Source organism: Clostridium ljungdahlii DSM 13528 (genome assembly GCF_000143685.1).
GTDB lineage: Bacteria > Bacillota > Clostridia > Clostridiales > Clostridiaceae > Clostridium_B > Clostridium_B ljungdahlii.
The window spans coordinates 3,149,871-3,170,669 of sequence record NC_014328.1 but is presented as its reverse complement, the minus strand read 5'-3'; the positions used below and the strand labels follow the sequence as shown (position 1 = coordinate 3,170,669).

Below are 20,799 nucleotides of genomic sequence, written 5' to 3'. Positions count from 1 at the left end.
AATGAATGCTCGAAGCAAGGTTATATGTCCTTTAATCGTAGATAAGGAACGCAGTTCAAAGGCTTTTACTAGTGAAGCTATAGATTTAATTGAAAGGAGAAAGACGAAAAAATTAAATGCTATATGGCTTGAAGTAACAGGATGTTCAGGAAATATCATTTCTTTTTTAAATAGTGAAAATCCTGGACTCGATTATATTTTGGAAAAACTCATTAATTTAAAATACAACAATACTCTAATGACTTCAGAAGGGGAGTATGCCTTTAAACAATTCTTAGATACATTGAATACTGAATTTATACTATTAGTAGATGGAGCAGTATCTACTGCCCAGAACGGTTTTTATAATATTGTTGCCAATTATGAAGGAAACCCTGTTACTGCACTTGAAGCTGTAAAAATGGCAGGAGAAAAAGCAAAGCATGTTCTCTGTGTAGGAACTTGTGCATCCTATGGTGGAATTTCTGCCGCCAGGCCAAACCCTTCAGAAAGCAAAAGTGTTAAAGAAATACTAAATCGTGAAGTCATAAGACTTCCAGGCTGTCCATGCCACCCGGATTGGGTAGTTGGAACTTTAGCACACTTGGTTGCTTTTGGAAAACCACAATTGGATAAAGAAGGAAGACCTCTTCTTTTTTATGGAATTACCATTCATGATAGTTGTACAAGAAGAGGATTTTTTGATAACAGAATTTTTGCAAAAAAATTTGGAGAAAATGGATGCATGTTTAAACTTGGATGCAGGGGGCCTGTAACTAAAACAGATTGTCCTAGGAGAAAGTGGAATGGGTACGTGAACTGGCCTGTTGAAGACAATACCAACTGTATAGGATGTGCAAATTCTAGATTTCCAGATGGTATGGAACCATTTGTAAGGTATTAGTGAGGAGGGTGCTATGAAAAAGAAAATTACAATTGATCCAATTACGAGAATAAGCGGTTTTTTGGAAACTAAAGTGCAAGTAGAAAAAAATATTATAGTAGATGCTGAAACTAGTGGATTGCTTTTTAGAGGATTTGAAAAAATGTTAAAGAACAGAGAGCCGCTGGATGCAGTATATTTTACAGAAAGAATTTGTGGAATATGTTCAACAGCTCATGCCGTGGCGGCTGCTACAGCTCTTGAAGATGCTTTGAAGATAAAAATTAGTGTAAATGATTCGTATATGCGTAATTTAATACATGGTTTTGAATTTATACAAAATCATATAAGACATTTTTATAATTTGACCATACCAAGTTATGTGAAGATGCCCGATATAAATCCTCTTTCTTCAAATCAATATGAAGATTATAGATTGCCTTATAACCTAAATAAAAAGATAAGTGAAGATTATATTGAAAGTATTAAATACAGCAGGTTAGCCCATGAAGGGTTGGCTATCCTTGGAGGAAAAGCCCCCCATAATCATGGAATTTTTGTTGGAGGAGTTACCATAAATATAGATCCATATAAACTCACAAAAGTTAAATCTATTATTTCTCAAATTAATAAATTTGTAAGTAGTGTTATGTTAGAGGACATGAACATAATTTCAAAATACTATGCTGATTATTTTAAAATGGGAGGAGCTTATGGAAACTTTATGACTTATGGAATTTTTGACAAGTATGCTGATCCTGAGATAAGTTATGTAGGACCTTCTGTATTAATAAATGGACGAAAGTATAATTTCAATAGTAATAAAATTACGGAAAACATACTCCACACCTGGTATACAAGCGATGATGAAACGATAAATTTATCTAAAGAAACAGGTTACAGCTTTATAAAATCGCCAACCTATAATGGATATTCTATGGAAGTAGGACCTCTAGCAAGATTGATACTTTCAGGTGAGTATACTGGTGGAAGTTCATGTATGGACAGAAATGTTGCCAGAGTACTTGAAACAAAAAAGATTTTAGAAATTATGCAAGGACTTGCAGATAGAATTAAGCTTATTCCAGCAGAACAAAGAATATATCAAATACCAGATAAAGCATTTGGTGCAGGATTAATTGACACAACTAGAGGATCCTTGGGACACTGGATAAGTATAGAAGATAAATTTATAAAGCATTACAATATTATAACTCCTACAGTGTGGAATATGGGGCCAAGAAATCAATCAGGTGCGCTTGGAATTGGAGAAAAATCTTTAGTTGGAACGAAAATAAAAGATATAAAGCAGCCTATAGAAGTTGGGAGAATTATGAGATCTTTTGATCCTTGTGTTTCCTGTGCAACGCATCTTGTAAGTGATAAATATGAACCAGTGGATGTACAGGTTATAGTATGAAAGCAAAAGTTATTGCTCTAGGAAACATATTGATGGAGGATGATGGCATTGGAATTAGAATACTGGAAAATATAAAGGAGGAGCTTACGCATAACAATGTTGAATCTATAAGTGGAGAGACAGATGTGGAATATTGCATTTCCCAAGTAAAAGATGGTGATTTTATATTTATAATAGATGCTTCTTATAATGGAAAAGTTCCAGGTACGATAACAGTTGCCAGCTTACAAGATTATAAGTGTAAAAAGAAATATTATACTCAGCATAGCTATAGTTTCATAGATTTGATAGGAGTTTATTACAAATCCTTAACTGGATTTATTATTGAAATTGAAGCAGCTAGTATAAGCTTTAAATTGGGACTTAGCCATAATTTACAGAATAAGCTTAAGTCTATTTCAAAAGATGTATTGAAAAATATTTTTCTGAGATTGAATGATAGAGCATGGGAGGAAAAATAGTTGGATTTTTATTTAATGAAAAGGCTGAAGATAATTAGGAGAAAAATTACTTTTTATAAAAGAAATAGTATGTTTGCTGTATGTCCTTTTATAAAAAGCCATTATAGACATCTCATGAATATTCAAATAGGGGAATTAGAAAAACTAATGAATACAATGAACAAAGATATAGTAAGACAGGAAAAACAATTTACTTTGGAAGAACTTTCAAAATACAATGGTGCTGGTGGCTCTCCGGCGTATGTTGCTGTAAATGGAATAGTGTATGATGTGAGTTTGTCTCCTGTATGGGGTGGAGGGACGCATTTTAGTCTGTATGCTGGAAAAGATTTAACTTTACAATTTAAGGCATGTCACAGTGGAGAAACAAAGATATTAAATGGTCTACCTAAAGTGGGAGAGTTAAAAATTTAATAACAAATTAGTTTTGAAAAAGGGGTAAATAATAAATGCATGATATGATTTTATTGAGTAAAATATCTAGGACTTTAAGTGAATGCTGCAGTTCAAATAAGATTTTAAAGATAGGTAAAGTAGTTATAGCTGTAAATAGTTACAGTCATGTTAATGAAAATAATCTTTATGATTATTTGAGAAACTATAATGAAGACATAACTGATGAATCAACAGAAGTTAAAATTGAAATTGAAAATTTGCCTAATCAAATGGCAATAATTAAAAATATAGAAGGTTACCAATATGAAGATGAAAAGTAGAAATGATATTAGCAATTTGGATGGCATAATTGAAGAGGTTATTTGTGCTACCGTAAAACTATTTTTATAATCAAAAGTTGACAGGAAAACATAAAGCAAATTATACTTATAATGAAAAGATGGTGAAACATATGAAAATATTGCTTATGAAAATTACCTTGAGAGCGTCCTGGGTTCATTCATTGAAAGAAAAAAGAATGGTAGTAAAAAGCATAGTTCAAAAGTTAAAAAATAAGTTTAACGTATCTGTGGCAGAAGTTGATGAACAGGATGTTCATCAAATGATAGTTATAGGAGCTGCAGGAATATGTGGAACTTCTGCACAAGTAGATTCGACAATGGAAAATATCATAACTTTTGTAGAAAACAATACTGACGCGGAAATAATAGATATTCAAAAAGAAGATGTTGAAGGTATGTAAAGCAGTGTTTAAATAAAAAAGTTACAACTATTTTACAATTGTGATAACTTTAAGATACAGCTACAGGATAAAATAGGTGTGAAAGTCAATTACTTAAATAATAAGGGGTGTACATATGAGAAAAAAATTAATTAGTTTACTTTCTGTTTTTATGTTTGTATTTATATTTTTTGGAGTGAGAGCTAGTGCTGCTTCACCGGAATCTATAAGATTAGGTGGACAAGATAGATATGGAACCTGTTCACAAATAGTAAATCAGGGTTGGAAGAGTTCCAACTATGCAGTTATTGTGAATGGATATAACTTTCCAGATGCCTTAAGTGCGGCAACTTTAGCTAAAAAATATAATGCACCAATACTTTTAAATGGCAGTGATAGATTAGAGAATACTACAATTGAGCAAATAAAGAGATTAAGTGTTAAACAAGTTTTTATTGTAGGAGGTACTGGAGTTATAAGCAATGAAGTTGAGGATGAGCTTCATGGGATGAATATATCAACTGAAAGATTTTCTGGACTTAACAGAACTGAGACCTCCGTATCAGTGGCAAATCAAATAGGGACATCTAATGGAATAATCTTAACTACAGATAGTGATTATACTGATGCACTTTCTATAGCTTCTATAGCTGCAAAATTGCAAATGCCAATTATATTAGTACCAAAGGATTCAGTACCAGATTCAGTAAGTCAATTGGTAGAAAATAAAAATATACCGGTAACTTATGTATTAGGTGGACAAGACATAATAAGTGATGCTGTGTCATCTAAGTTCCCAAATGTTAAGAGGATTTCTGGCAGCGATAAATATGAAAGAAATATAAATATAATAAATGCTTTTTCTGATAAATTTGATTTTAGTTCGATTTGTCTGGCTTATTCAGAAGACTTTGCAGATGCACTAAGCGGATCAGCTTTTGCTGCATTAAATTCAAATCCAATAGTTTTGGTAGGAAGCAGTACAGCTCCTGTAACACAATGTTTTATAGAAAATAAAAGCTTTAGTAAGTTATATGTATTTGGTGGTGAAGCTGGGATAACTGGAGACATAGTGGCAACTTTGACAAATGGCAAAACGTCAGATAAGCCTCAACCATCACCTGAGCCACAACCGCAGCCGCAGCCAGCACCAGCTGACCCATCATCTGAGCCAACTACACCAACAGATACTTCTGCTTCCCATTCTGAATTGCAGAAAAATCTTTATAATTATCTTAGTGATGAAGATCATAGACAATCAGTTTTAAGTAGAGCTATTGAACTTCACGGTGGTGACACAAGCAATAACTGTGTATATTTTCAAAGTGAAGCTTTGAGAAGATCAGGGCTTACTGATTTGCCAGAGTGGGTATGTAATACTGTACAATTTACATCACAACTTTTACAAAGAGGGTGGACTAAGTGCGAGGATTTAGCACAACTTCGACCTGGAGATATATGTTTTACAACGAATGGTCCAAGCCATACCTATACTTTTATGAAGTGGTGTGATCCAAAAAGTTATGATTATGCTTATATATGTGATAATCAAGGAAATGAGTATGGAGGAAATGCTTATCATAAGAGAAATGTAGATTTTGCTACATCATTAAAAGATGCTATTGCTTATTTTATGTATGAAAACTAGGTTCATGGTGTTTCTAAGTAAAAAATCGACTTATACTTCGGATAGTTTTTACAATAATTAATTTCCAAATCACCAATTGCAACTAATTAAGTCGCATGCTTGACATGAAAGAAATATTGTGAGAAAATTGCCTTAAATAGTTATATATCATAATTAGAAAAGCAACTATTGACAAAAAAATATAAAAAAGATATAGGTGCATTATTATGCTGAAAAGGGAAGCCAGATGGAAAGTCTGCACGGTCCCGCCGCTGTGAAAAGAGGAGTCCTTATTATATGTCACTGGGAAACTGGGAAGGCTATAGGGATGATGATCTTAAGTCAGAAGACCTGCCTATGTTGTTTTAGGAACCATTAAACTCTACGAGTGATAGGGGGGTGACCTTTGTTATAGTATATTATTTCAGTTATTATAATTTACCCTTCCTAGGTTTCTAGGAAGGGTAAAATCGTTTACGAAAAGATTATTAAAAATTGGACGTCATGTAAGGTGATGAATAAGTAGGTGCTTTTGTGACTAATTTTGTGCAGAATTGATAGTTGGATATTACTGGGGAAAGATGTTCAGCAAATTAAAATCAAAGGGGAAGAATAAAATTATGGAACTAGCTTCATTTAGAAAAATGTATGATAAAAATAGTTTTTTACATTGTTTAGATGGGAGAGTCAAAACGGTTTTGTTTTTAAGTGGTATTATCATTGCTACTTTCCTTTCGCATTGGTATTTGGTAACTTTTTTATGGGGACTATCTTTATTTGGGTATTATACAGTACATTTGCCATGGAAAAGGCTTGTAAAAAGATTACTTATACCTTTTGGAATAGCGTGGATTGTATTTATAAGTATGCTTTTTACTAATGGTAGTCATGTTTTAACCTATATCCCATTTGGAAGTTATCATTTAAATATTTATAAAGAAGGACTTGATCTTGGAATTTTACTTATGCTTAGAATAATGGCAGCTGTTACCTTAGCTTGTGTACTATCTTTTTGTACGCCTATGATTGAAATACTCGAAACTCTTAGAATATTTAAAATGCCATCTATAATAGTAGACTTGGCAGATATGATGTATAGGTATATATTTATTATAGAAGAGACGGGAAAAAGTATGAGACACGCTCAGTTGAGTCGTATGGGATATAAGGCTAGTTGGTTTCATCAGGTTAAAGATACTGCAGAAATAGCAGTCTATGTTATAATACAATCTTTAGATCGAAGTATAAGAGTTTATAATGCCATGCTGTCAAGGGGATATAATGAAGATAGTATAGAAGCTAAATTTTTTACATATCCAGTACCTTCTAAGGATTTTGAACTTGGTGTAGTAGGTGTGATTTTATTGGTTGTTCTAATTATTGCAAATGTATTGATTTAAAGGAGAATGTTTATGGAAATTATTGATGTGTCTCAAGTTAGTTATGCTTATGGTGATGGGAGTATGGCGCTTAAAGATATTAAAATGAAAATAAAAAGTGGGGAAAAAGTAGCAATACTTGGCCCAAATGGTGCGGGAAAGTCTACGCTTTTTCACCTATTTAATGGAATTTTAAAACCTACATCTGGAACTATCACTGTAAATGGTATGGAAGTATGTAAAAAAAATTTAGTAGAGATTAGGCGCAATGTGGGAATGGTATTTCAGGATTCTGATGACCAGCTTTTTAACCCTACAGTCAGGCAGGAAATTGCCTATGGACTTTTAAACATGGGAGTTAGTGGAAAAAAGTTAGAGAATACTATAGAGTGGGCTTTAAAAACAGTGGGAATGTCAGGGTATGAAGATAAAAGCCCTCACAATTTAAGTGGTGGACAAAAAAAGAGAATTGCACTTGCAAGCGTACTTGCTATGAAACCAAAAGTTATGGTATTGGATGAGCCAACCGCAGCACTTGATCCACGAGGAGTACACAAATTAATTAGGCTTTTGGATTCTATAAATAAAGAACTTGGAATTACTCTAATTTTTGCAACACATGATGTGGATACAGTTCCACTTCTTGCAGATAAAGTTTATCTTCTAGATAAAGGAAAGGTCGTAATGGGAGGAACTACTGAAGAAGTATTTAATCAGAAGGAAGTTATCCGTAAGATTAATTTAAGACTTCCTAGAGTAGCACATTTAATTGAGATTTTAGATAGAGATGGAATTTTAAATGCTGATGATTTGCCACTTACTATTGGACAAGCAAAGGATTTTTTAGAAAAAAATAAGTCTCAAGTGTAATTTTAATTGTAAAAATATTTTTGCGGACAACCTAAGAGTAAAGATTGTCCGTATTTTTGTGCCTTTTAAATTTTAGAAATACTTTTAGAGAATTTACGAGAAAATATAAAGCAGCTTAAAATTTAACTTTTTTGTTATTAATTCAATAGAGTATTAATTTTGAAATTGCACAAAATTTAAATACACAACTAATAAGTACTTCAATAAAAATCTATCAAAATCCTAAAGGGGGAATTAATTATGGCAAGTAGAAGTAATAGAGCATTAGTTCCAGAAGCAAAAGAAGGTCTGGATAGATTTAAAATGGAAGCAGCAAGAGAAGTTGGAGTAGATTTAAAAGATGGATATAATGGTGATATTACAGCAAGAGAAGCTGGATCAGTAGGAGGACAGATGGTAAAAAGAATGATAGAATCCTACGAACAGAATTTAAAGTAGAATAAATATTAAAAAATAGACCGGGCGATTGAAAAATCTCCCGGTTAATTTTTATATGAAATGTTTTGCGGTGGTATAATATATATATTTGAAAAATAGTAATTAATTAAAATTAAATTAAAGGAGGGAGATGGGTTTATGCCTGAAAAATATTGGCCTGAAACGGTAGTATTATGGGGAGCTGGTGCTACTAAAAATTTGGGACTTCATCCTACAAGTGAGTTAATACAATTGGTTCTAAAAATCAGTAAAAATGATTTTTCATTTTTGGAAGATAAAGACGAAAAACTAGCAAGCGCTTTTAAAAAATTAGTAACAGAAGATCTAATTAAGGACCCTAAATTGTCAAAAGTCTATGACTTTAAGGCCCTTGAAACTATAATAAGTACAAATACTAAGTTTAATATGCATGAATTATTTACTATGTTAGATCAACTTATTGATAATAACATGGGCTTTAATGCATTTTGTGATGGAAAGAGGAAATTTTTAAGAGTTGAGAGAGTACAGGCAGCTAAAAGATGTCTTATACTTCTTATTGAAGAATTAGAAAGATTAAGTATACAAAAGGTACCGGGATGTATGGATGAAGAAAAAATGGAACCTTATTATCAATTTGGAAAAATTCTTGCTGAGCTTATGGTAGAGGAGGCAAAAACATTTGAAAGCAGAGGGTACAAAATGGATACAAGGAGGTTTTACCTTTATTCCTATGCTATAATATCTTTTAATTGGGATCCTGTAATACTTTGGAACATATTTAATGTGCACAAAGAAGTGAACAGGAATCCTACCTATTTAAAAAATGGATTAAAGCTTCAGCTATATGATGATTTTGGAACTCAAATAGCTTCTGCTGGATTAGACGAAAATGAATGCGAAATACGGTATACTACCAATGAATCCCAGTGCAAGGTTATAAATGATTATAGCTATCCTTCTAGAACAATGAGAATAGGTAAAGTATTATTTCCTCATGGAATGTTTGGATCAAGGATTTGTCCTGAGTGTGGGAAATCTATAGTAACTTTTGCGGAAAAATGGGATAGATTATCTTCAGAAATTTTTGGACCCTCCATCTTAAAACCTTTACAAAAAAATTGGAAGTATAGAACACCTAAGGAAAAGTTAAATAAAAGAGGAGCAATAGAATGTCCTTATTGTGGACAGATAACCTATCCCTATGATATGACACTTATAATACAGAGCCTTTCTAAAAAAAAGAATATACCTGCTTTAGAAGAGTTAAAAACCGAGATGGGACTTCTTATAAAAAATGCAAAGCATATAATTTTTGCTGGATATAGTTTGCCTATAGATGATATTATGGTTAAAACTTTTTTTATGTCATCTATATCGGGAAATGATAAAGAAAAATTGAAATGTACAGTTATAAACTATGATGACAAATATAAAGGGGCTGATTGGCTAAAGGGAGAAAAAATAGATGAGTACATAAGAAAATCTAAAAATAATTCTGTTGTAGAATGCATAAAAAATGTATGTGATATATTTCCTAAAGGAAATGTACGGGTTTATTTGAAAGGAATACCTGATGTATTTATGAAAAACGGAAAATGCAGTAGGGAAAAGGTAATAAATTTACTGTATCCTAAGGAATGTTTTAAAGATGGCTTTCCAATAAAAAGAGATTAAATTCTATATTTATGATTTATATATTGAACTTTTGGTTAAACATGATAAAATTAAATCGTCAGTATTTATTGGAATAAAACTGAACTAAATTTTATAAAGGAGGATCCGTGCTGTATCTACATAAGGCATTTTCTTTTAAATGGCCAAGAACAGCAACGGAAAAAATTATGGAAAGACAAATAAAAAGTCATTCAAAGTTTGGAATTAGACAGATTACTGTAATTGGAATGCTGTCTGGAATTTCTATTGTACTTGGAATTACAGGACTGGGGTTTATACCTATTCCACCGGTGAAAGCCACCATAATGCATGTACCTGTCATAATAGGTTCTATTTTAGAAGGACCTATAGTTGGTGCCTCAGTAGGGCTTATTTTCGGTATATTTAGTGTGATTCAGTCTATAACTGCACCTACACCAGTTTCTTTTGTATTTATGAATCCACTGGTATCAGTTTTACCTAGAGTACTCATAGGTATAATACCTTATTATGTATACAGGTGCTTTAGTATGAAGAAAAAGATTATTCCTATAGGAATAGCTTCAGCAGTAGGCTCATTGATGAATACTATTGGGGTTTTAGGAATGATATATATTATATATCTTGGATCTTATGCAAAGGCTTTGAATATAAGTTCAAGTGCTGCCCAAAAGGGAATTATAGCTGTAGGTGTTACAAATGGTATACCTGAAATGATTTTATGTATACTTATTACAATATCTGTAGTTACTGCAGTTACTAAGATAAAACACAAATAGATGCAATTACGTTTTATCTTAAATTGATAATATAGAAATAAACCCTAAGCTTTTAGCTTAGGGTTTTGATATAGGAGGAAAAGGTGAAAGAAATAACATTTAATAGCATAGAAGGAATGAGAATAGGAAATTCTCAAAAGTTAAATGGACCTACAGGTTGTACTGTACTTGTGTTTGAAGAAGGAGCAAGCGCTGGAGTTGATGTAAGGGGAGGTTCTCCAGGTACAAGGGAAACTGATCTCTTAAATCCCGTAAACTTAGTAGATAAAATTCATGCCGTAGTACTTGCAGGAGGAAGTGCTTTTGGACTTGATGCAGCAGGAGGAGTAATGCAGTACTTAGAAGAGAAGAGTATTGGTTTTGATGTATCAGTTACAAAAGTGCCTATAGTTTGTGGAGCTGTTTTATTTGATTTGAATATAGGAGATTTTAGAGTAAGACCAGATAAGACTATGGGATATGAAGCCTGTAAAAATTCAGAATTGAATTTATGTGAAAATGGAAATGTAGGTGCTGGAGCAGGTGCAACTGTAGGAAAAATACTTGGAAATGAACATGCCATGAAGGGCGGACTTGGAACTTTTGCAATTCAGGTTGGAGAACTTAAGGTAGGAGCTGTAGTTGCAGTTAATTGTCTTGGAGATGTAATAGATAGCAAGAGTCAGAGTATAATTGCAGGAGCCTTAAATGAGGATAAAAAATCTTTTGCAGGCACTGAAAAAGTAATGCTTAAAAGATATTCTGAAAAGAAGAATTTGTTTAGTGGAAATACTACTATTGGGGCTGTGGTAACTAATGGAAATTTCACAAAAACACAAATGAATAAAGTTGCTTCAATGGCACATAATGGCTATGGAAGAGCAATAAGACCTGCCCACTCTATGTTTGATGGAGATACTATTTTTGCTGCGTCATGTGGAAAAATAGAAGCTGATTTAAGTGTAGTTGGATTTTTAGCTGCTGAAGTTATGGAAAAAGCTATTGTAAGAGCTGTAAAAAGTGCAGATTCAATTTTACAATATAAAAGTTATAAAGACCTTTAAGTATGTATAACTACATAAACAGAGTTCTTGCCATCAGATGGAGTTTTGACTCCACCTGATGTTTATTAACAGGATTCTTAGTGCTTCAGCACTTAGAAGGCGTTATCCTTTAGGGAAAATCGTTATCCAGGGACGTAGCTGCTCTTTACTCTTACTTGGAGAAGTAGGAGTATTAGAGCAGGTAGTCATCGGATAAATGTAACTTTATATAGCATTTGTGATAGAATATAATTGTTAAAATGATATAGTGATTTTAAGTAAAAATTAAACTATAACTATAACAGAATGGGAGATGGAATTTAATGGGCAATGATAATGAATTAAATTCAATGAACGAAGTTATGGATCAAATTGATTCATCTATGAAAAATGTGAGAAGTGGAGAAGTAGTAAAAGGTAAAGTAATTTCTGTAACCGATGAACAGGCCATGGTAAATATTGGCTACATAGTTGATGGAGTATTACCTAAAAGTGAATTATGTAAAGATGAAAATGTAAATGTGGATGAAGTTCTAAAAGTTGGGGATGAGATATACGTTTATGTAATTAAAACAAATGATGAAGATGGAAATGTACTGTTGTCAAAAATTAAAGCAGATAGAGAAATATGTTGGGACAGACTTACTGAGGTGCTAAAGGATGACAAAGCATTTGAAATAGTGGTAAAACAAGTAGTAAAGGGTGGAGTAATCGCTGATTTATATGGCCTTAGAGCGTTTATACCAGCTTCACAACTTTCAGTTAAATATGTTAGTGATTTAAACGAATTTTTAGGAAAAACTCTTTTGGTGAAGATAATAGAACTGGATAAAAGTAAATCAAGAATTGTGTTATCTAGGAAAGAAGTAGAAAAACTAGAGTTTGAAAAGAAAAAAGAAAAACTTTGGAGCAGCATATCTAAAGGAGATAAGGTTAAAGGAGTAGTAAGCAGGCTAACTGGATTTGGAGCTTTTATTGATCTAGGTGGTGTAGAAGGGCTTGCACATATTTCAGAACTTTCCTGGAGAAGAATAAAAAATCCTTCTGAAGTAGTATCTGTTGGGGATTGTGTAGAGGTATATGTGCTGAATGCAGATAAAGATAAAAATAGAATATCACTTTCCTTAAAGGATACGAAAAAAAATCCATGGGATAATATGGATGAAAAGTATAACGTAAATGATATAATAGAGGGAACTGTAAGCAAGATTATAAATATAGGTGCATTTGTAGAAATTGAACCAGGAGTAGAAGGACTTGTCCATATTTCAGAAATATCTGAAGAACATATTGCAAAACCATCTGATGTATTAAAAGTAGGAGATAGAGTAAAAGTAAAAATATTAGATATAAATACAAAAGATAGTAGAATATCCCTTAGTATAAAAGATGCAGTGGATAAGCCTAAAGATAATTTTAAACAGTATTTAGATGAAGATGAAAGTGGAGTTACCCTGGGGGATTTACTAAAAGATAAATTAAAAAACATAAAATTTGAATAAAAGTGTTTTCAAAATGATGAAATGATTATATAATTTAAAGACAATATGCAAATTTATTAACACTTTCAAGTAAAGTTTTGCAATATGATTATAATAGTAAAAATTTAGATAGTAAAATATATTTTACAATTCCTGTAAATAAATGAGGATGAAAGTTGGTGCCCATATGGCCTTTGTATTAGCTGATATGATAAATATATCCGAACTTAAAAATTTAATGGAAAGATTTTATTCTATAACTTCAATAGCTTGTTATGTAAAAGATATAAGTGGAGAAATACTTAATATAAATTCACAAAAATACATACATATATTTGATAAATTAGGCGATAACAAAAAAGAAGAATATATATTAAATCAAATTAGAAACGAAAGTAAAATAGGAGTTTTCAAGGGATATGGTAATTTAGTTTACATAGGTATACCAATTACCATAAACGAGGAGCATATTGGCACAATTTTTTTAAACCCTGTTTTTATTGAAAAGTCTGATAAAGATTGTTTTAAAGTTAAATTTGAAGAATCTAACTTTGATGAAAGAAAATATAAGCTTCTAATAAAAAATACACCTGTTATTTCGGAAAGGTACATTGAAAAAATTACCCAGTTTTTTCATTATGGGTTGATACTAGCACAAAAGACGGAAGATGAATTTATCATGGATTTGGATATAAATAAAAAGCTAAATCAAAGTTATGTAGAACTTTTTGGTATATATGAACAATTATGTGCATCAGAACGGCAGCTTAGATCTAAATATGATGGGATAAAAAAATTAGCCTATTATGATCAATTAACTAACTTACCTAATTGGAATCTTTTCAAAAAGGAAGTTGAAAAGAGAATAGAAAAAAATCAGGGGATAATTTTTCTATATTCCAAATAGACTTGGATAATTTTAAAAATATAAACGATATCTTTGGATATGAGTATGGAGATAAACTGTTAAGAAAAACAGGAGAGGTTTTAGGCCAATTGCATTTGGGGATGGTTGCAAGGATGGGTGGAAGTGAGTTTTTAATTTTAAAAAATGGATATGATAATAAACAGCATTTGGAAAACATAGCTCAGTGTATAATAAATACCATAAGTGGACTTTGGAATATAGATGGAACGGAAACCTTAATATCGGTTACTGTAGGAATAACTGTATATCCTAGGGACGGAGAGGAAGTTGCCACTTTACTTAGGAATGTAGATATAGCGTTAAATAGAACTAAATTGCTAGGTAAAAATTCTTATAAATTGTTTGAAAAATCCATGTACAATGAAATTTTGAAAAAAGTTGAGATGGAAAAAGAGCTGAGAAAGGCAATAAAAAATAATGAATTTATTCTATACTATCAACCTCAAGTGGATATGGAGAATACAAAAGTAGTAGGTTTTGAAGCCTTAATTAGATGGAATAGTCCTAAGTTAGGATGGGTTATGCCTTTAGAATTTATAAATTTGGCAGAGGAAACAGGGCTTATAATACCTATAGGAGAATGGGTTTTAAAAACTGCTTGTTCTCAAAATAAAATGTGGAAGGATAATGGATATTCTTATGACTTTATATCCATAAATGTATCGCCAATACAACTTAAAGATGATAATTTTGTATATACGGTAAAGAAAGTTCTGGAGGAAACTGAATTAAAACCAGAATACTTGGAAATAGAGATAACTGAAAGTGTTATGATGGAGTCTCTTGAAAGTAATCTTAAAGTGATAAATGAACTTAAAAATATGGGAGTAAAAGTTGCACTTGATGATTTTGGAAGTGGATATTCTTCTTTGAACTATTTAAAAAGTATTCCAATAAATACGCTTAAAATTGACAAGACTTTTATAGATGGTATATGCAGTGATTATTATGAAGATATTATAACGGAAGAGATAATAAAACTTGCTCATAGAATGAAATTGGAAGTAGTAGCAGAAGGTGTTGAAGAAGAAAATCAGATTAAATCTTTGAAAGGTAAAAACTGTAACAAAATTCAGGGATATTATTTTGGAAAGCCAATGCCTTCAGAAGATATAAAAGATTTTTTAAAAAAACAGCTTTAATGTAATAAGTACACTCGTATTTATTACATTAAAGCTGGCTTACCTTCTGGTAAGTCAATGATTTAACGTATATTTTTAACTGTTACAAATAGTCCCAACACCAAAATCAGTATTATTCCAAAGTACTTCTATATTTTTTTCTTCATCCAAAAAGGAATAATTTTCTTTAAACCAATTTATCAATTTTTCATCTCTTTCTATGCTTGTGGAGTTTTGTGTAAATATATTTACACATCCATATTGAAAATATTTAAGCAGATACTCTATATCTTTTTTTATCATTTCAGTAGTCTGTCCTTTTATGCCAACTAAAAGGCATATGGACTTAAAATATTTGGCAACTTCAGCTGGACCAGAAAAAACAGCACCTTTACGTAATACCTTATTTCTAAAATTATGGTCAAAGGTTTCGATACCACATTTAAATATTATAGGTACTTTAAAAAAATCATCCATTTCATGAAGCCTGTCTTTGTAAAGCCAGTGGCTTTCAAAAAATAACTTTTTTATGTGTTTTGAAACTACTATAGATTTAATGTATTCTAGTGTTTCAATGGGTAATTCAAAGCAGCTTCCTGAATTTATGATCTCTAGAGTTTTATATTTTCCTGTAACTTTTTTGAGAATGTTCTCATTAAAAAGTATATTTGAATTAATGTCTGTGCTGTTGTCATCTATGTAATCACAAAAACTACAGTGCCCCCATATGCAAGGAGAGGCTTTAAGTAAAACAATCTCCCTGGGATTTTTTTGCGTTACTAAGCTATATCTTATCATATTAAAATCCTCCCTACACTTAGTGCATTTATCTAAAATATGTTCAGTTGTTTTGTTAGAATTTGTTATTTGTTATTCAGTTTAAAGATTTGCGTGTTTATAATACTACAAAATTAGTAAGGATGTAAAGAAGAGTTATTGGCATGGTTAGATATTTACTAATTGTAAGTTTTTGACTGCATTTTAAGTAACATTTATCTAAAAAAATAATTTTTTAGATAAATGTTACTTTTTTATAAATTGAGGGAGGAAAACACAATATATTGTAGAATATATAAAATGAGCTATATAATTACAAAATTTTTACTAAAGGAGTGTATGAAATGAAAAATTTAAAAAAATCTTTACTAAGTAAGACAATGAAGGTAGTAGGTTCATTATCCTTATTTTTGGCAGCAATAGTTATAGTACCAACATCAACAGGTGGTGCTTATCAACCAAAATGTCCTGATGAATTCTTAAAGTAATTACTTAGTTTTTTTACAAATACTGCTGATTAAAAGTTTTCAATCAGCAGATTTGTAAAGTATCATAAAACAAAGGAGGAATTCATACGTATCTTATTATAAGAGAAATAATACTAGATGTTATAGAAGCAGTACTTCTTTTGAAAATTTTTGAGTCATTATGTGACGAAAAAAAATTTATAATACAGAATAAAATTAAAGCAGGATTATTTTGTATATTGTTTACTTTTGTAACTTATTGGAGCACATTTCATGTGTCAGCATCATATCATTCGTTAATTCCTATAATATTTGATATTTTATTACTCTCATTAACTGTAAAAATAAGGATTTTTGATTCTACAATTATAGTATGCTTATTTATTACAATAATTTTTACCACGGAATTTCTTGTTCAGACCATTGAAATGTTTGTGTTTAACATAGATCTGAATCAGATTTTTTTGAATTCTAAATATCTTTGGATTTTTATAATAGTTTCGAAAGTGTTACAAATATTTACTGTATCAATGATCTTTAAATTCAACTTATGTTTTACTAAACTTAAATTATTCGAAAAAGAAGGTCTTATCTTTGATAATTTAATAATTGAATTAGGTGTATTTGCTCTATTTGTATTTTGTATTAATTATGGTATTTTTAATATAGGCAATATTCAAATCTATAATATTATTATTTTTAGTATTTATTTTGTATTTTTAATAGCAAAGTTTAGAAGCTTAAAGGAAAAACAGACCCTTGTAAACATAAATGCTAAGTATAAAGTTCAAGAAAGCCAAATTAAAAATATGGAAGAAATAATTAGTATAATAAGACAGGAAAAACACGATTTTGCCAATCACATAAATGTCATACAAGGGCTATGCATGTTAAATAAACCTAACACTGTTGAAAAAATAAACGACTATGTGTTAAAAATTTCAGATACTGTACATTCTTCTTTTAAGTACTTAGATACAGGAAATGATTACATAGATGGGCTATTGTCTATCAAAAATAACTATGCTATGAAAAATAATATAGATTTTGAAGTGATGATTGATGAACCTTTTGATTTGATAAAAATTAGACAGGATGAGTTGATAAGCATTATAAGTAATCTAGTAGACAATGCTTTTGAGGCATTCCAATCTAAATCATATACGGATTATAAAGAAATAGCTGTAAGTACTTTTAGAGAGCATAAAGATTTTTGCATTGAAGTAGCTGACAATGGGGAGGTTATTTCAGAAAATGCGAAAAAAAAGATTTTTGATAAAGGCTTCTCTACGAAAACTAGCAAAAAAAGTGACCATGGTTTTGGATTATATATTATTAAACAACTAGTTGAAAAAAACGATGGAAGTATATGTGTGGAAAGTAGTCCGGAAATTACTAAATTCACAATAAGATTTAAGATAGAAGGATAGATAAATGGATGAACTTATAGGAGCTATAGTAAAAAAAATTTCTGAAACAAATCCTCAATTTTCTGATTTAGAACTAAAAAAGATGGAGTATGGATTGCTTTGTATTTTTGATGAGATAACAAAGATTATTCCATATTTTATTATATTTTGGCTGTTTTCATTGCATCAGTATTATATAGTTATTCTTATATTTTTTTGCCCAATTAGGATATTTTCAGGAGGGTATCATGCAAAAACCTATTGGGGATGCTTTTTCATTAGTTTTATTGCATTTTTATCTATAATAATTGTTGGAAAATATATTTCATTTAATACATACATATTGTTGATGCTGCAGTTTATTTCCTTTGTACTTATTTGTATTTTTTCTCCTGTAGATAATATTAACAAAAGAATAAAAAGTAAAGAACGTAGAATGAAGCTTAAATATGCTTCTATAATAATTACGTCCTTTTTAATTATATTATCCTACTTTTTACCACATAAGTTTTTTAATACTGCAGTAATATCTATTGTTAGTGCAGCAGTATTTATGATTGTTGGTAAATTTAAATAATTGATAATTTTATTTAGAACTGGTATTTACCAGTTCTTATTTTTTTACTTTTAAATACAATTAGTCAATACTATGGTGGTATTCCCAATAGATTAATATTTATAAGAAATTCCTTCCTTTCTATACTAATTTGAGAGAGGAGGGAATAATATGAGCGAAATTGAAAGAATATTGCAAAAAATAACTGAATTAAGAAAAGAACTAGAGAATTTAATTGAGCAAAAGAAAAATTTGCTCGATCCAGAAGTGATTGTTGCAAGTCAAATGTTGGATTCAATTTTAAATGAATACAATAAAATAATTAAAAACAAAACAGGCAATTAACAAAAGAGAGAGACAAAATGTCTCTCTTATCTATATAAAAGTTAACATACTAGGAAATAATAAAGGGTAACAATTATTAAAACAAAAAAACTATTGACATTATATTTGTTGTGTTTTATAATATATCTTGCAGTTACAAAAAATTCCCTAGTTTTTATAGGTAGAGGAATAAATTAGTACACTTAAGTATATAACCTGTAAATTAATGATTTCTATAGTGTTTTTGCTTTATGGATACTTATTCATATATAAGAAGAAGGAAATCTGTTTAACGTTGGGGTGTAGCCAAGTGGTAAGGCAATGGACTTTGACTCCATCATTCGTAGGTTCAAATCCTGCCATCCCAGCCAATGGTTTACTAGCTCAGTTGGTAGAGCACATGACTTTTAATCATGTTGCCCGGGGTTCGATTCCCCGGTAAGCCACCAATTCAATCGAGGTTGTAGTTTTGTGGTAAAGTTGTAACGTGGAAAAATCCTAATATTTATTTTTTATATATGCAGGTGTGGCGGAATTGGCAGACGCACTAGACTTAGGATCTAGCGCTTTACGGCGTGGGGGTTCGACTCCCTTCACCTGCACCATTGATTTACAAGAAGGTTCAAGTTATATTCAAGTTATAAATGATAAGAATGGCTTGTAAGTTACACACAAGTATAATAAAAGGATTTTATTGCAGGAATTAGACTTATCATCTAATTCCTATTTATTTTATTATCTAAAAAATAGATGAAAGGACGATTGTGGGCATGGATGTTACCTGGCAGAGTATAATATTCGAACTTATGTTGTTATTAGTACTCACGGTGATTAATGCATTTTTTTCAGCCATAGAAATGGCTATAGTTGCTTTAAACAAAAGTAGAATTAATTATTTAGCAGAAGAGGGGAATAAAAAGGCAAAGAGGATATTGAAATTATTAAAAGAACCAAACAATTTTCTAGCTACTATACAGGTGGGAATAACTCTTGCTGGATTTTTAGCTAGTGCGTTTGCAGCTACTACCTTATCGGAGAAGTTTTCATTTTTTTTGGGTAAACTTCACGTTCCCTATAGTGACAAACTGTCTGTAATTATAATTACAGTGCTATTATCTTATGTTACTCTTGTATTTGGAGAATTATTTCCAAAGAGAATTGCACTTCAAAAATCAGAAACAATATCAATGGCATTAATAAATCCAACTTTGTTTATAAGTAAGTTGATGCTACCCTTTGTAAAATTACTTTCAGGTTCTACTAATGTCCTTTTAAAAATATGTAATATAAGTACAGAAAATATTGAAGATGAAGTATCTGAAGAAGAAATTAGATCAATGATAGAACTTGGACAGGAAACAGGAGTTTTTAATCAATCTGAAAAGAAAATGATAGAGGGAATATTTAAATTCGATGATAAACTAGCAAAAGAAGTTATGACTCCTAGAACAGAAGTATTTGTTATAGATATAAATGACATAGATTCGGGTACTATTGAAAGTATTATTGAAGAAAAATATTCTAGAATACCTGTTTATAGAGATGATATAGACAATATAATAGGTATATTGTATGTTAAGGATCTATTTGTGAAGCTTATGAAAACTTCTGCAGATAATGTAGATATAGAACCACTGCTCAGAACTCCTTATTTTATACCGGAAAATAAAAATATAGATGTACTTTTTAAAGAGCTCCAAAATACTAAAAATCATATGGCAATTTTAATTGATGAATATGGTGGATTTTCTGGAATTGTAACTATAGAAGACTTGATTGAAGAGGTAATGGGAAATATCTTTGATGAGTATGATGATAATGACCAGTATATAAATAAAATTGATCAGGATACTTATCTAGTAAGTGGATTAGTATCAATAGATGAAGTAAATGAATTTTTAAATTTAGAATTGGAATCAGATAATTCAGATACTATAGGTGGTTTTGTAATAGAACTTTTAGGAAGCATTCCTAAAGAAGGGGAAGAAAATACAGTTGAATATGAAAATATAATTTTTAAAGTGGAAAAAGTAGATGAGAAGAGAATAGAGAGCTTAAAGATATATATTCCAAATGAAAGTCATAGTAATGAAAATTAAATGTGTGATTGTTGTGTAGTATATATC

The 20,799-nt window shown here is 30.7% G+C and carries 22 protein-coding genes, 3 tRNA genes and 1 riboswitch; of the genes, 24 read left to right on the top strand and 1 reads right to left on the bottom strand.

What is annotated here, in order from left to right; translation table 11 throughout:
* Position 1: 1 nt before the first annotated feature.
* The 16 genes from CLJU_RS14145 to CLJU_RS22995 all read left to right on the top strand — a co-directional run bounded on the left by CLJU_RS14145 (position 2) and on the right by CLJU_RS22995 (position 15,161).
* On the top strand, positions 2-883 hold the full coding sequence (locus tag CLJU_RS14145) for a hydrogenase small subunit (RefSeq protein WP_013239505.1): 882 nt from the start codon (positions 2-4) through the stop codon (positions 881-883).
* Positions 884-896: 13 nt separating this feature from the next.
* Positions 897-2,282, top strand: coding sequence for a nickel-dependent hydrogenase large subunit (locus CLJU_RS14140; protein WP_013239504.1), 1,386 nt, complete (start codon positions 897-899; stop codon positions 2,280-2,282).
* The gene (locus CLJU_RS14135; RefSeq protein WP_013239503.1) at positions 2,279-2,743 is read left to right on the top strand and encodes a hydrogenase maturation protease; all 465 of its coding nucleotides are present in this window, start codon (positions 2,279-2,281) and stop codon (positions 2,741-2,743) included. Before CLJU_RS14140 ends, CLJU_RS14135 begins: the two co-directional genes overlap by 4 nt.
* Positions 2,744-3,157 carry a cytochrome b5 domain-containing protein gene (locus CLJU_RS14130; RefSeq protein WP_013239502.1) on the top strand — a complete coding sequence of 138 codons (414 nt, stop codon included), beginning with the start codon at positions 2,744-2,746 and terminating at the stop codon, positions 3,155-3,157.
* A 35-nt stretch (positions 3,158-3,192) separates the two neighbouring features.
* Positions 3,193-3,459: a hypothetical protein gene (locus CLJU_RS14125; protein ID WP_013239501.1), complete on the top strand. Its 267-nt coding sequence runs from the start codon at positions 3,193-3,195 to the stop codon at positions 3,457-3,459.
* 131 nt (positions 3,460-3,590) lie between these two features.
* Positions 3,591-3,881 carry a DUF503 domain-containing protein gene (locus CLJU_RS14120; RefSeq protein ID WP_013239500.1) on the top strand — a complete coding sequence of 97 codons (291 nt, stop codon included), beginning with the start codon at positions 3,591-3,593 and terminating at the stop codon, positions 3,879-3,881.
* 115 nt (positions 3,882-3,996) lie between these two features.
* On the top strand, positions 3,997-5,508 hold the full coding sequence (locus tag CLJU_RS21755) for a cell wall-binding repeat-containing protein (RefSeq protein ID WP_013239499.1): 1,512 nt from the start codon (positions 3,997-3,999) through the stop codon (positions 5,506-5,508).
* 177 nt (positions 5,509-5,685) lie between these two features.
* Positions 5,686-5,860: riboswitch (cobalamin riboswitch) on the top strand.
* A 247-nt stretch (positions 5,861-6,107) separates the two neighbouring features.
* Complete coding sequence (gene cbiQ, locus CLJU_RS14110; protein WP_041705151.1) at positions 6,108-6,887, top strand: cobalt ECF transporter T component CbiQ; 780 nt, start codon at positions 6,108-6,110, stop codon at positions 6,885-6,887.
* Positions 6,888-6,899: 12 nt separating this feature from the next.
* A complete protein-coding gene (locus tag CLJU_RS14105) occupies positions 6,900-7,736 on the top strand; it encodes an energy-coupling factor ABC transporter ATP-binding protein (RefSeq protein ID WP_013239497.1) in 837 nt (278 codons plus the stop codon).
* Positions 7,737-7,976: 240 nt separating this feature from the next.
* Positions 7,977-8,174 carry an alpha/beta-type small acid-soluble spore protein gene (locus tag CLJU_RS14100; protein ID WP_013239496.1) on the top strand — a complete coding sequence of 66 codons (198 nt, stop codon included), beginning with the start codon at positions 7,977-7,979 and terminating at the stop codon, positions 8,172-8,174.
* Positions 8,175-8,312: 138 nt separating this feature from the next.
* The gene (locus CLJU_RS14095; RefSeq protein ID WP_013239495.1) at positions 8,313-9,830 is read left to right on the top strand and encodes a hypothetical protein; all 1,518 of its coding nucleotides are present in this window, start codon (positions 8,313-8,315) and stop codon (positions 9,828-9,830) included.
* Between the two features lie 167 nt (positions 9,831-9,997).
* Positions 9,998-10,588: an ECF transporter S component gene (locus CLJU_RS14090; RefSeq protein WP_029170194.1), complete on the top strand. Its 591-nt coding sequence runs from the start codon at positions 9,998-10,000 to the stop codon at positions 10,586-10,588.
* A gap of 83 nt (positions 10,589-10,671) precedes the next feature.
* Positions 10,672-11,631 (top strand): P1 family peptidase, encoded by a 960-nt coding sequence (locus CLJU_RS14085; RefSeq protein WP_013239493.1) that lies wholly within the window; start codon positions 10,672-10,674, stop codon positions 11,629-11,631.
* 302 nt (positions 11,632-11,933) lie between these two features.
* The gene (rpsA, locus tag CLJU_RS14080) at positions 11,934-13,112 is read left to right on the top strand and encodes a 30S ribosomal protein S1 (protein WP_013239492.1); all 1,179 of its coding nucleotides are present in this window, start codon (positions 11,934-11,936) and stop codon (positions 13,110-13,112) included.
* 166 nt (positions 13,113-13,278) lie between these two features.
* Positions 13,279-13,998 (top strand): PocR ligand-binding domain-containing protein, encoded by a 720-nt coding sequence (locus CLJU_RS23000; protein WP_013239491.1) that lies wholly within the window; start codon positions 13,279-13,281, stop codon positions 13,996-13,998.
* Between the two features lie 2 nt (positions 13,999-14,000).
* A complete protein-coding gene (locus CLJU_RS22995) occupies positions 14,001-15,161 on the top strand; it encodes a putative bifunctional diguanylate cyclase/phosphodiesterase (protein WP_013239490.1) in 1,161 nt (386 codons plus the stop codon).
* Positions 15,162-15,236: 75 nt separating this feature from the next.
* Here CLJU_RS22995 and CLJU_RS14070 read toward each other — a convergent pair whose 3' ends face one another.
* Positions 15,237-15,938, bottom strand: coding sequence for a radical SAM protein (locus CLJU_RS14070; protein WP_013239489.1), 702 nt, complete (start codon positions 15,936-15,938; stop codon positions 15,237-15,239).
* Positions 15,939-16,261: 323 nt separating this feature from the next.
* Between CLJU_RS14070 and CLJU_RS21745 the strand changes: the two genes are divergently transcribed.
* From CLJU_RS21745 to CLJU_RS14035, 8 genes are all read left to right on the top strand, one after another.
* Positions 16,262-16,405, top strand: coding sequence for a cyclic lactone autoinducer peptide (locus tag CLJU_RS21745; RefSeq protein WP_013239488.1), 144 nt, complete (start codon positions 16,262-16,264; stop codon positions 16,403-16,405).
* A 140-nt stretch (positions 16,406-16,545) separates the two neighbouring features.
* Positions 16,546-17,814 carry a sensor histidine kinase gene (locus CLJU_RS14065; protein ID WP_023161990.1) on the top strand — a complete coding sequence of 423 codons (1,269 nt, stop codon included), beginning with the start codon at positions 16,546-16,548 and terminating at the stop codon, positions 17,812-17,814.
* A 4-nt stretch (positions 17,815-17,818) separates the two neighbouring features.
* Entirely contained in the window at positions 17,819-18,370 is a 552-nt protein-coding gene (locus CLJU_RS14060) for an accessory gene regulator B family protein (protein WP_013239486.1), read from the top strand.
* A 150-nt stretch (positions 18,371-18,520) separates the two neighbouring features.
* The gene (locus CLJU_RS14055; RefSeq protein WP_013239485.1) at positions 18,521-18,694 is read left to right on the top strand and encodes an aspartyl-phosphate phosphatase Spo0E family protein; all 174 of its coding nucleotides are present in this window, start codon (positions 18,521-18,523) and stop codon (positions 18,692-18,694) included.
* Between the two features lie 275 nt (positions 18,695-18,969).
* A tRNA-Gln gene (locus CLJU_RS14050) sits at positions 18,970-19,044 on the top strand.
* 2 nt (positions 19,045-19,046) lie between these two features.
* A tRNA-Lys gene (locus tag CLJU_RS14045) sits at positions 19,047-19,122 on the top strand.
* A gap of 71 nt (positions 19,123-19,193) precedes the next feature.
* A tRNA-Leu gene (locus CLJU_RS14040) sits at positions 19,194-19,278 on the top strand.
* Between the two features lie 165 nt (positions 19,279-19,443).
* A complete protein-coding gene (locus CLJU_RS14035) occupies positions 19,444-20,772 on the top strand; it encodes a hemolysin family protein (RefSeq protein ID WP_013239484.1) in 1,329 nt (442 codons plus the stop codon).
* Positions 20,773-20,799: the final 27 nt, after the last annotated feature.

What these genes read in the sequence shown, in the direction of transcription:
- CLJU_RS14145 (WP_013239505.1), top strand. Translation starts at nt 2, where the DNA reads ATGAATGCTCGAAGCAAGGTTATATGTCCTTTAATCGTAGATAAGGAA.
- CLJU_RS14140 (WP_013239504.1), top strand. Translation starts at nt 897, where the DNA reads ATGAAAAAGAAAATTACAATTGATCCAATTACGAGAATAAGCGGTTTT.
- CLJU_RS14135 (WP_013239503.1), top strand. Translation starts at nt 2,279, where the DNA reads ATGAAAGCAAAAGTTATTGCTCTAGGAAACATATTGATGGAGGATGAT.
- CLJU_RS14125 (WP_013239501.1), top strand. Translation starts at nt 3,193, where the DNA reads ATGCATGATATGATTTTATTGAGTAAAATATCTAGGACTTTAAGTGAA.
- CLJU_RS14120 (WP_013239500.1), top strand. Translation starts at nt 3,591, where the DNA reads ATGAAAATATTGCTTATGAAAATTACCTTGAGAGCGTCCTGGGTTCAT.
- CLJU_RS21755 (WP_013239499.1), top strand. Translation starts at nt 3,997, where the DNA reads ATGAGAAAAAAATTAATTAGTTTACTTTCTGTTTTTATGTTTGTATTT.
- cbiQ (WP_041705151.1), top strand. Translation starts at nt 6,108, where the DNA reads ATGGAACTAGCTTCATTTAGAAAAATGTATGATAAAAATAGTTTTTTA.
- CLJU_RS14105 (WP_013239497.1), top strand. Translation starts at nt 6,900, where the DNA reads ATGGAAATTATTGATGTGTCTCAAGTTAGTTATGCTTATGGTGATGGG.
- CLJU_RS14100 (WP_013239496.1), top strand. Translation starts at nt 7,977, where the DNA reads ATGGCAAGTAGAAGTAATAGAGCATTAGTTCCAGAAGCAAAAGAAGGT.
- CLJU_RS14095 (WP_013239495.1), top strand. Translation starts at nt 8,313, where the DNA reads ATGCCTGAAAAATATTGGCCTGAAACGGTAGTATTATGGGGAGCTGGT.
- CLJU_RS14090 (WP_029170194.1), top strand. Translation starts at nt 9,998, where the DNA reads ATGGAAAGACAAATAAAAAGTCATTCAAAGTTTGGAATTAGACAGATT.
- rpsA (WP_013239492.1), top strand. Translation starts at nt 11,934, where the DNA reads ATGGGCAATGATAATGAATTAAATTCAATGAACGAAGTTATGGATCAA.
- CLJU_RS23000 (WP_013239491.1), top strand. Translation starts at nt 13,279, where the DNA reads ATGGCCTTTGTATTAGCTGATATGATAAATATATCCGAACTTAAAAAT.
- CLJU_RS14070 (WP_013239489.1), bottom strand. Translation starts at nt 15,938, where the DNA reads ATGATAAGATATAGCTTAGTAACGCAAAAAAATCCCAGGGAGATTGTT.
- CLJU_RS21745 (WP_013239488.1), top strand. Translation starts at nt 16,262, where the DNA reads ATGAAAAATTTAAAAAAATCTTTACTAAGTAAGACAATGAAGGTAGTA.
- CLJU_RS14060 (WP_013239486.1), top strand. Translation starts at nt 17,819, where the DNA reads ATGGATGAACTTATAGGAGCTATAGTAAAAAAAATTTCTGAAACAAAT.
- CLJU_RS14055 (WP_013239485.1), top strand. Translation starts at nt 18,521, where the DNA reads ATGAGCGAAATTGAAAGAATATTGCAAAAAATAACTGAATTAAGAAAA.
- CLJU_RS14035 (WP_013239484.1), top strand. Translation starts at nt 19,444, where the DNA reads ATGGATGTTACCTGGCAGAGTATAATATTCGAACTTATGTTGTTATTA.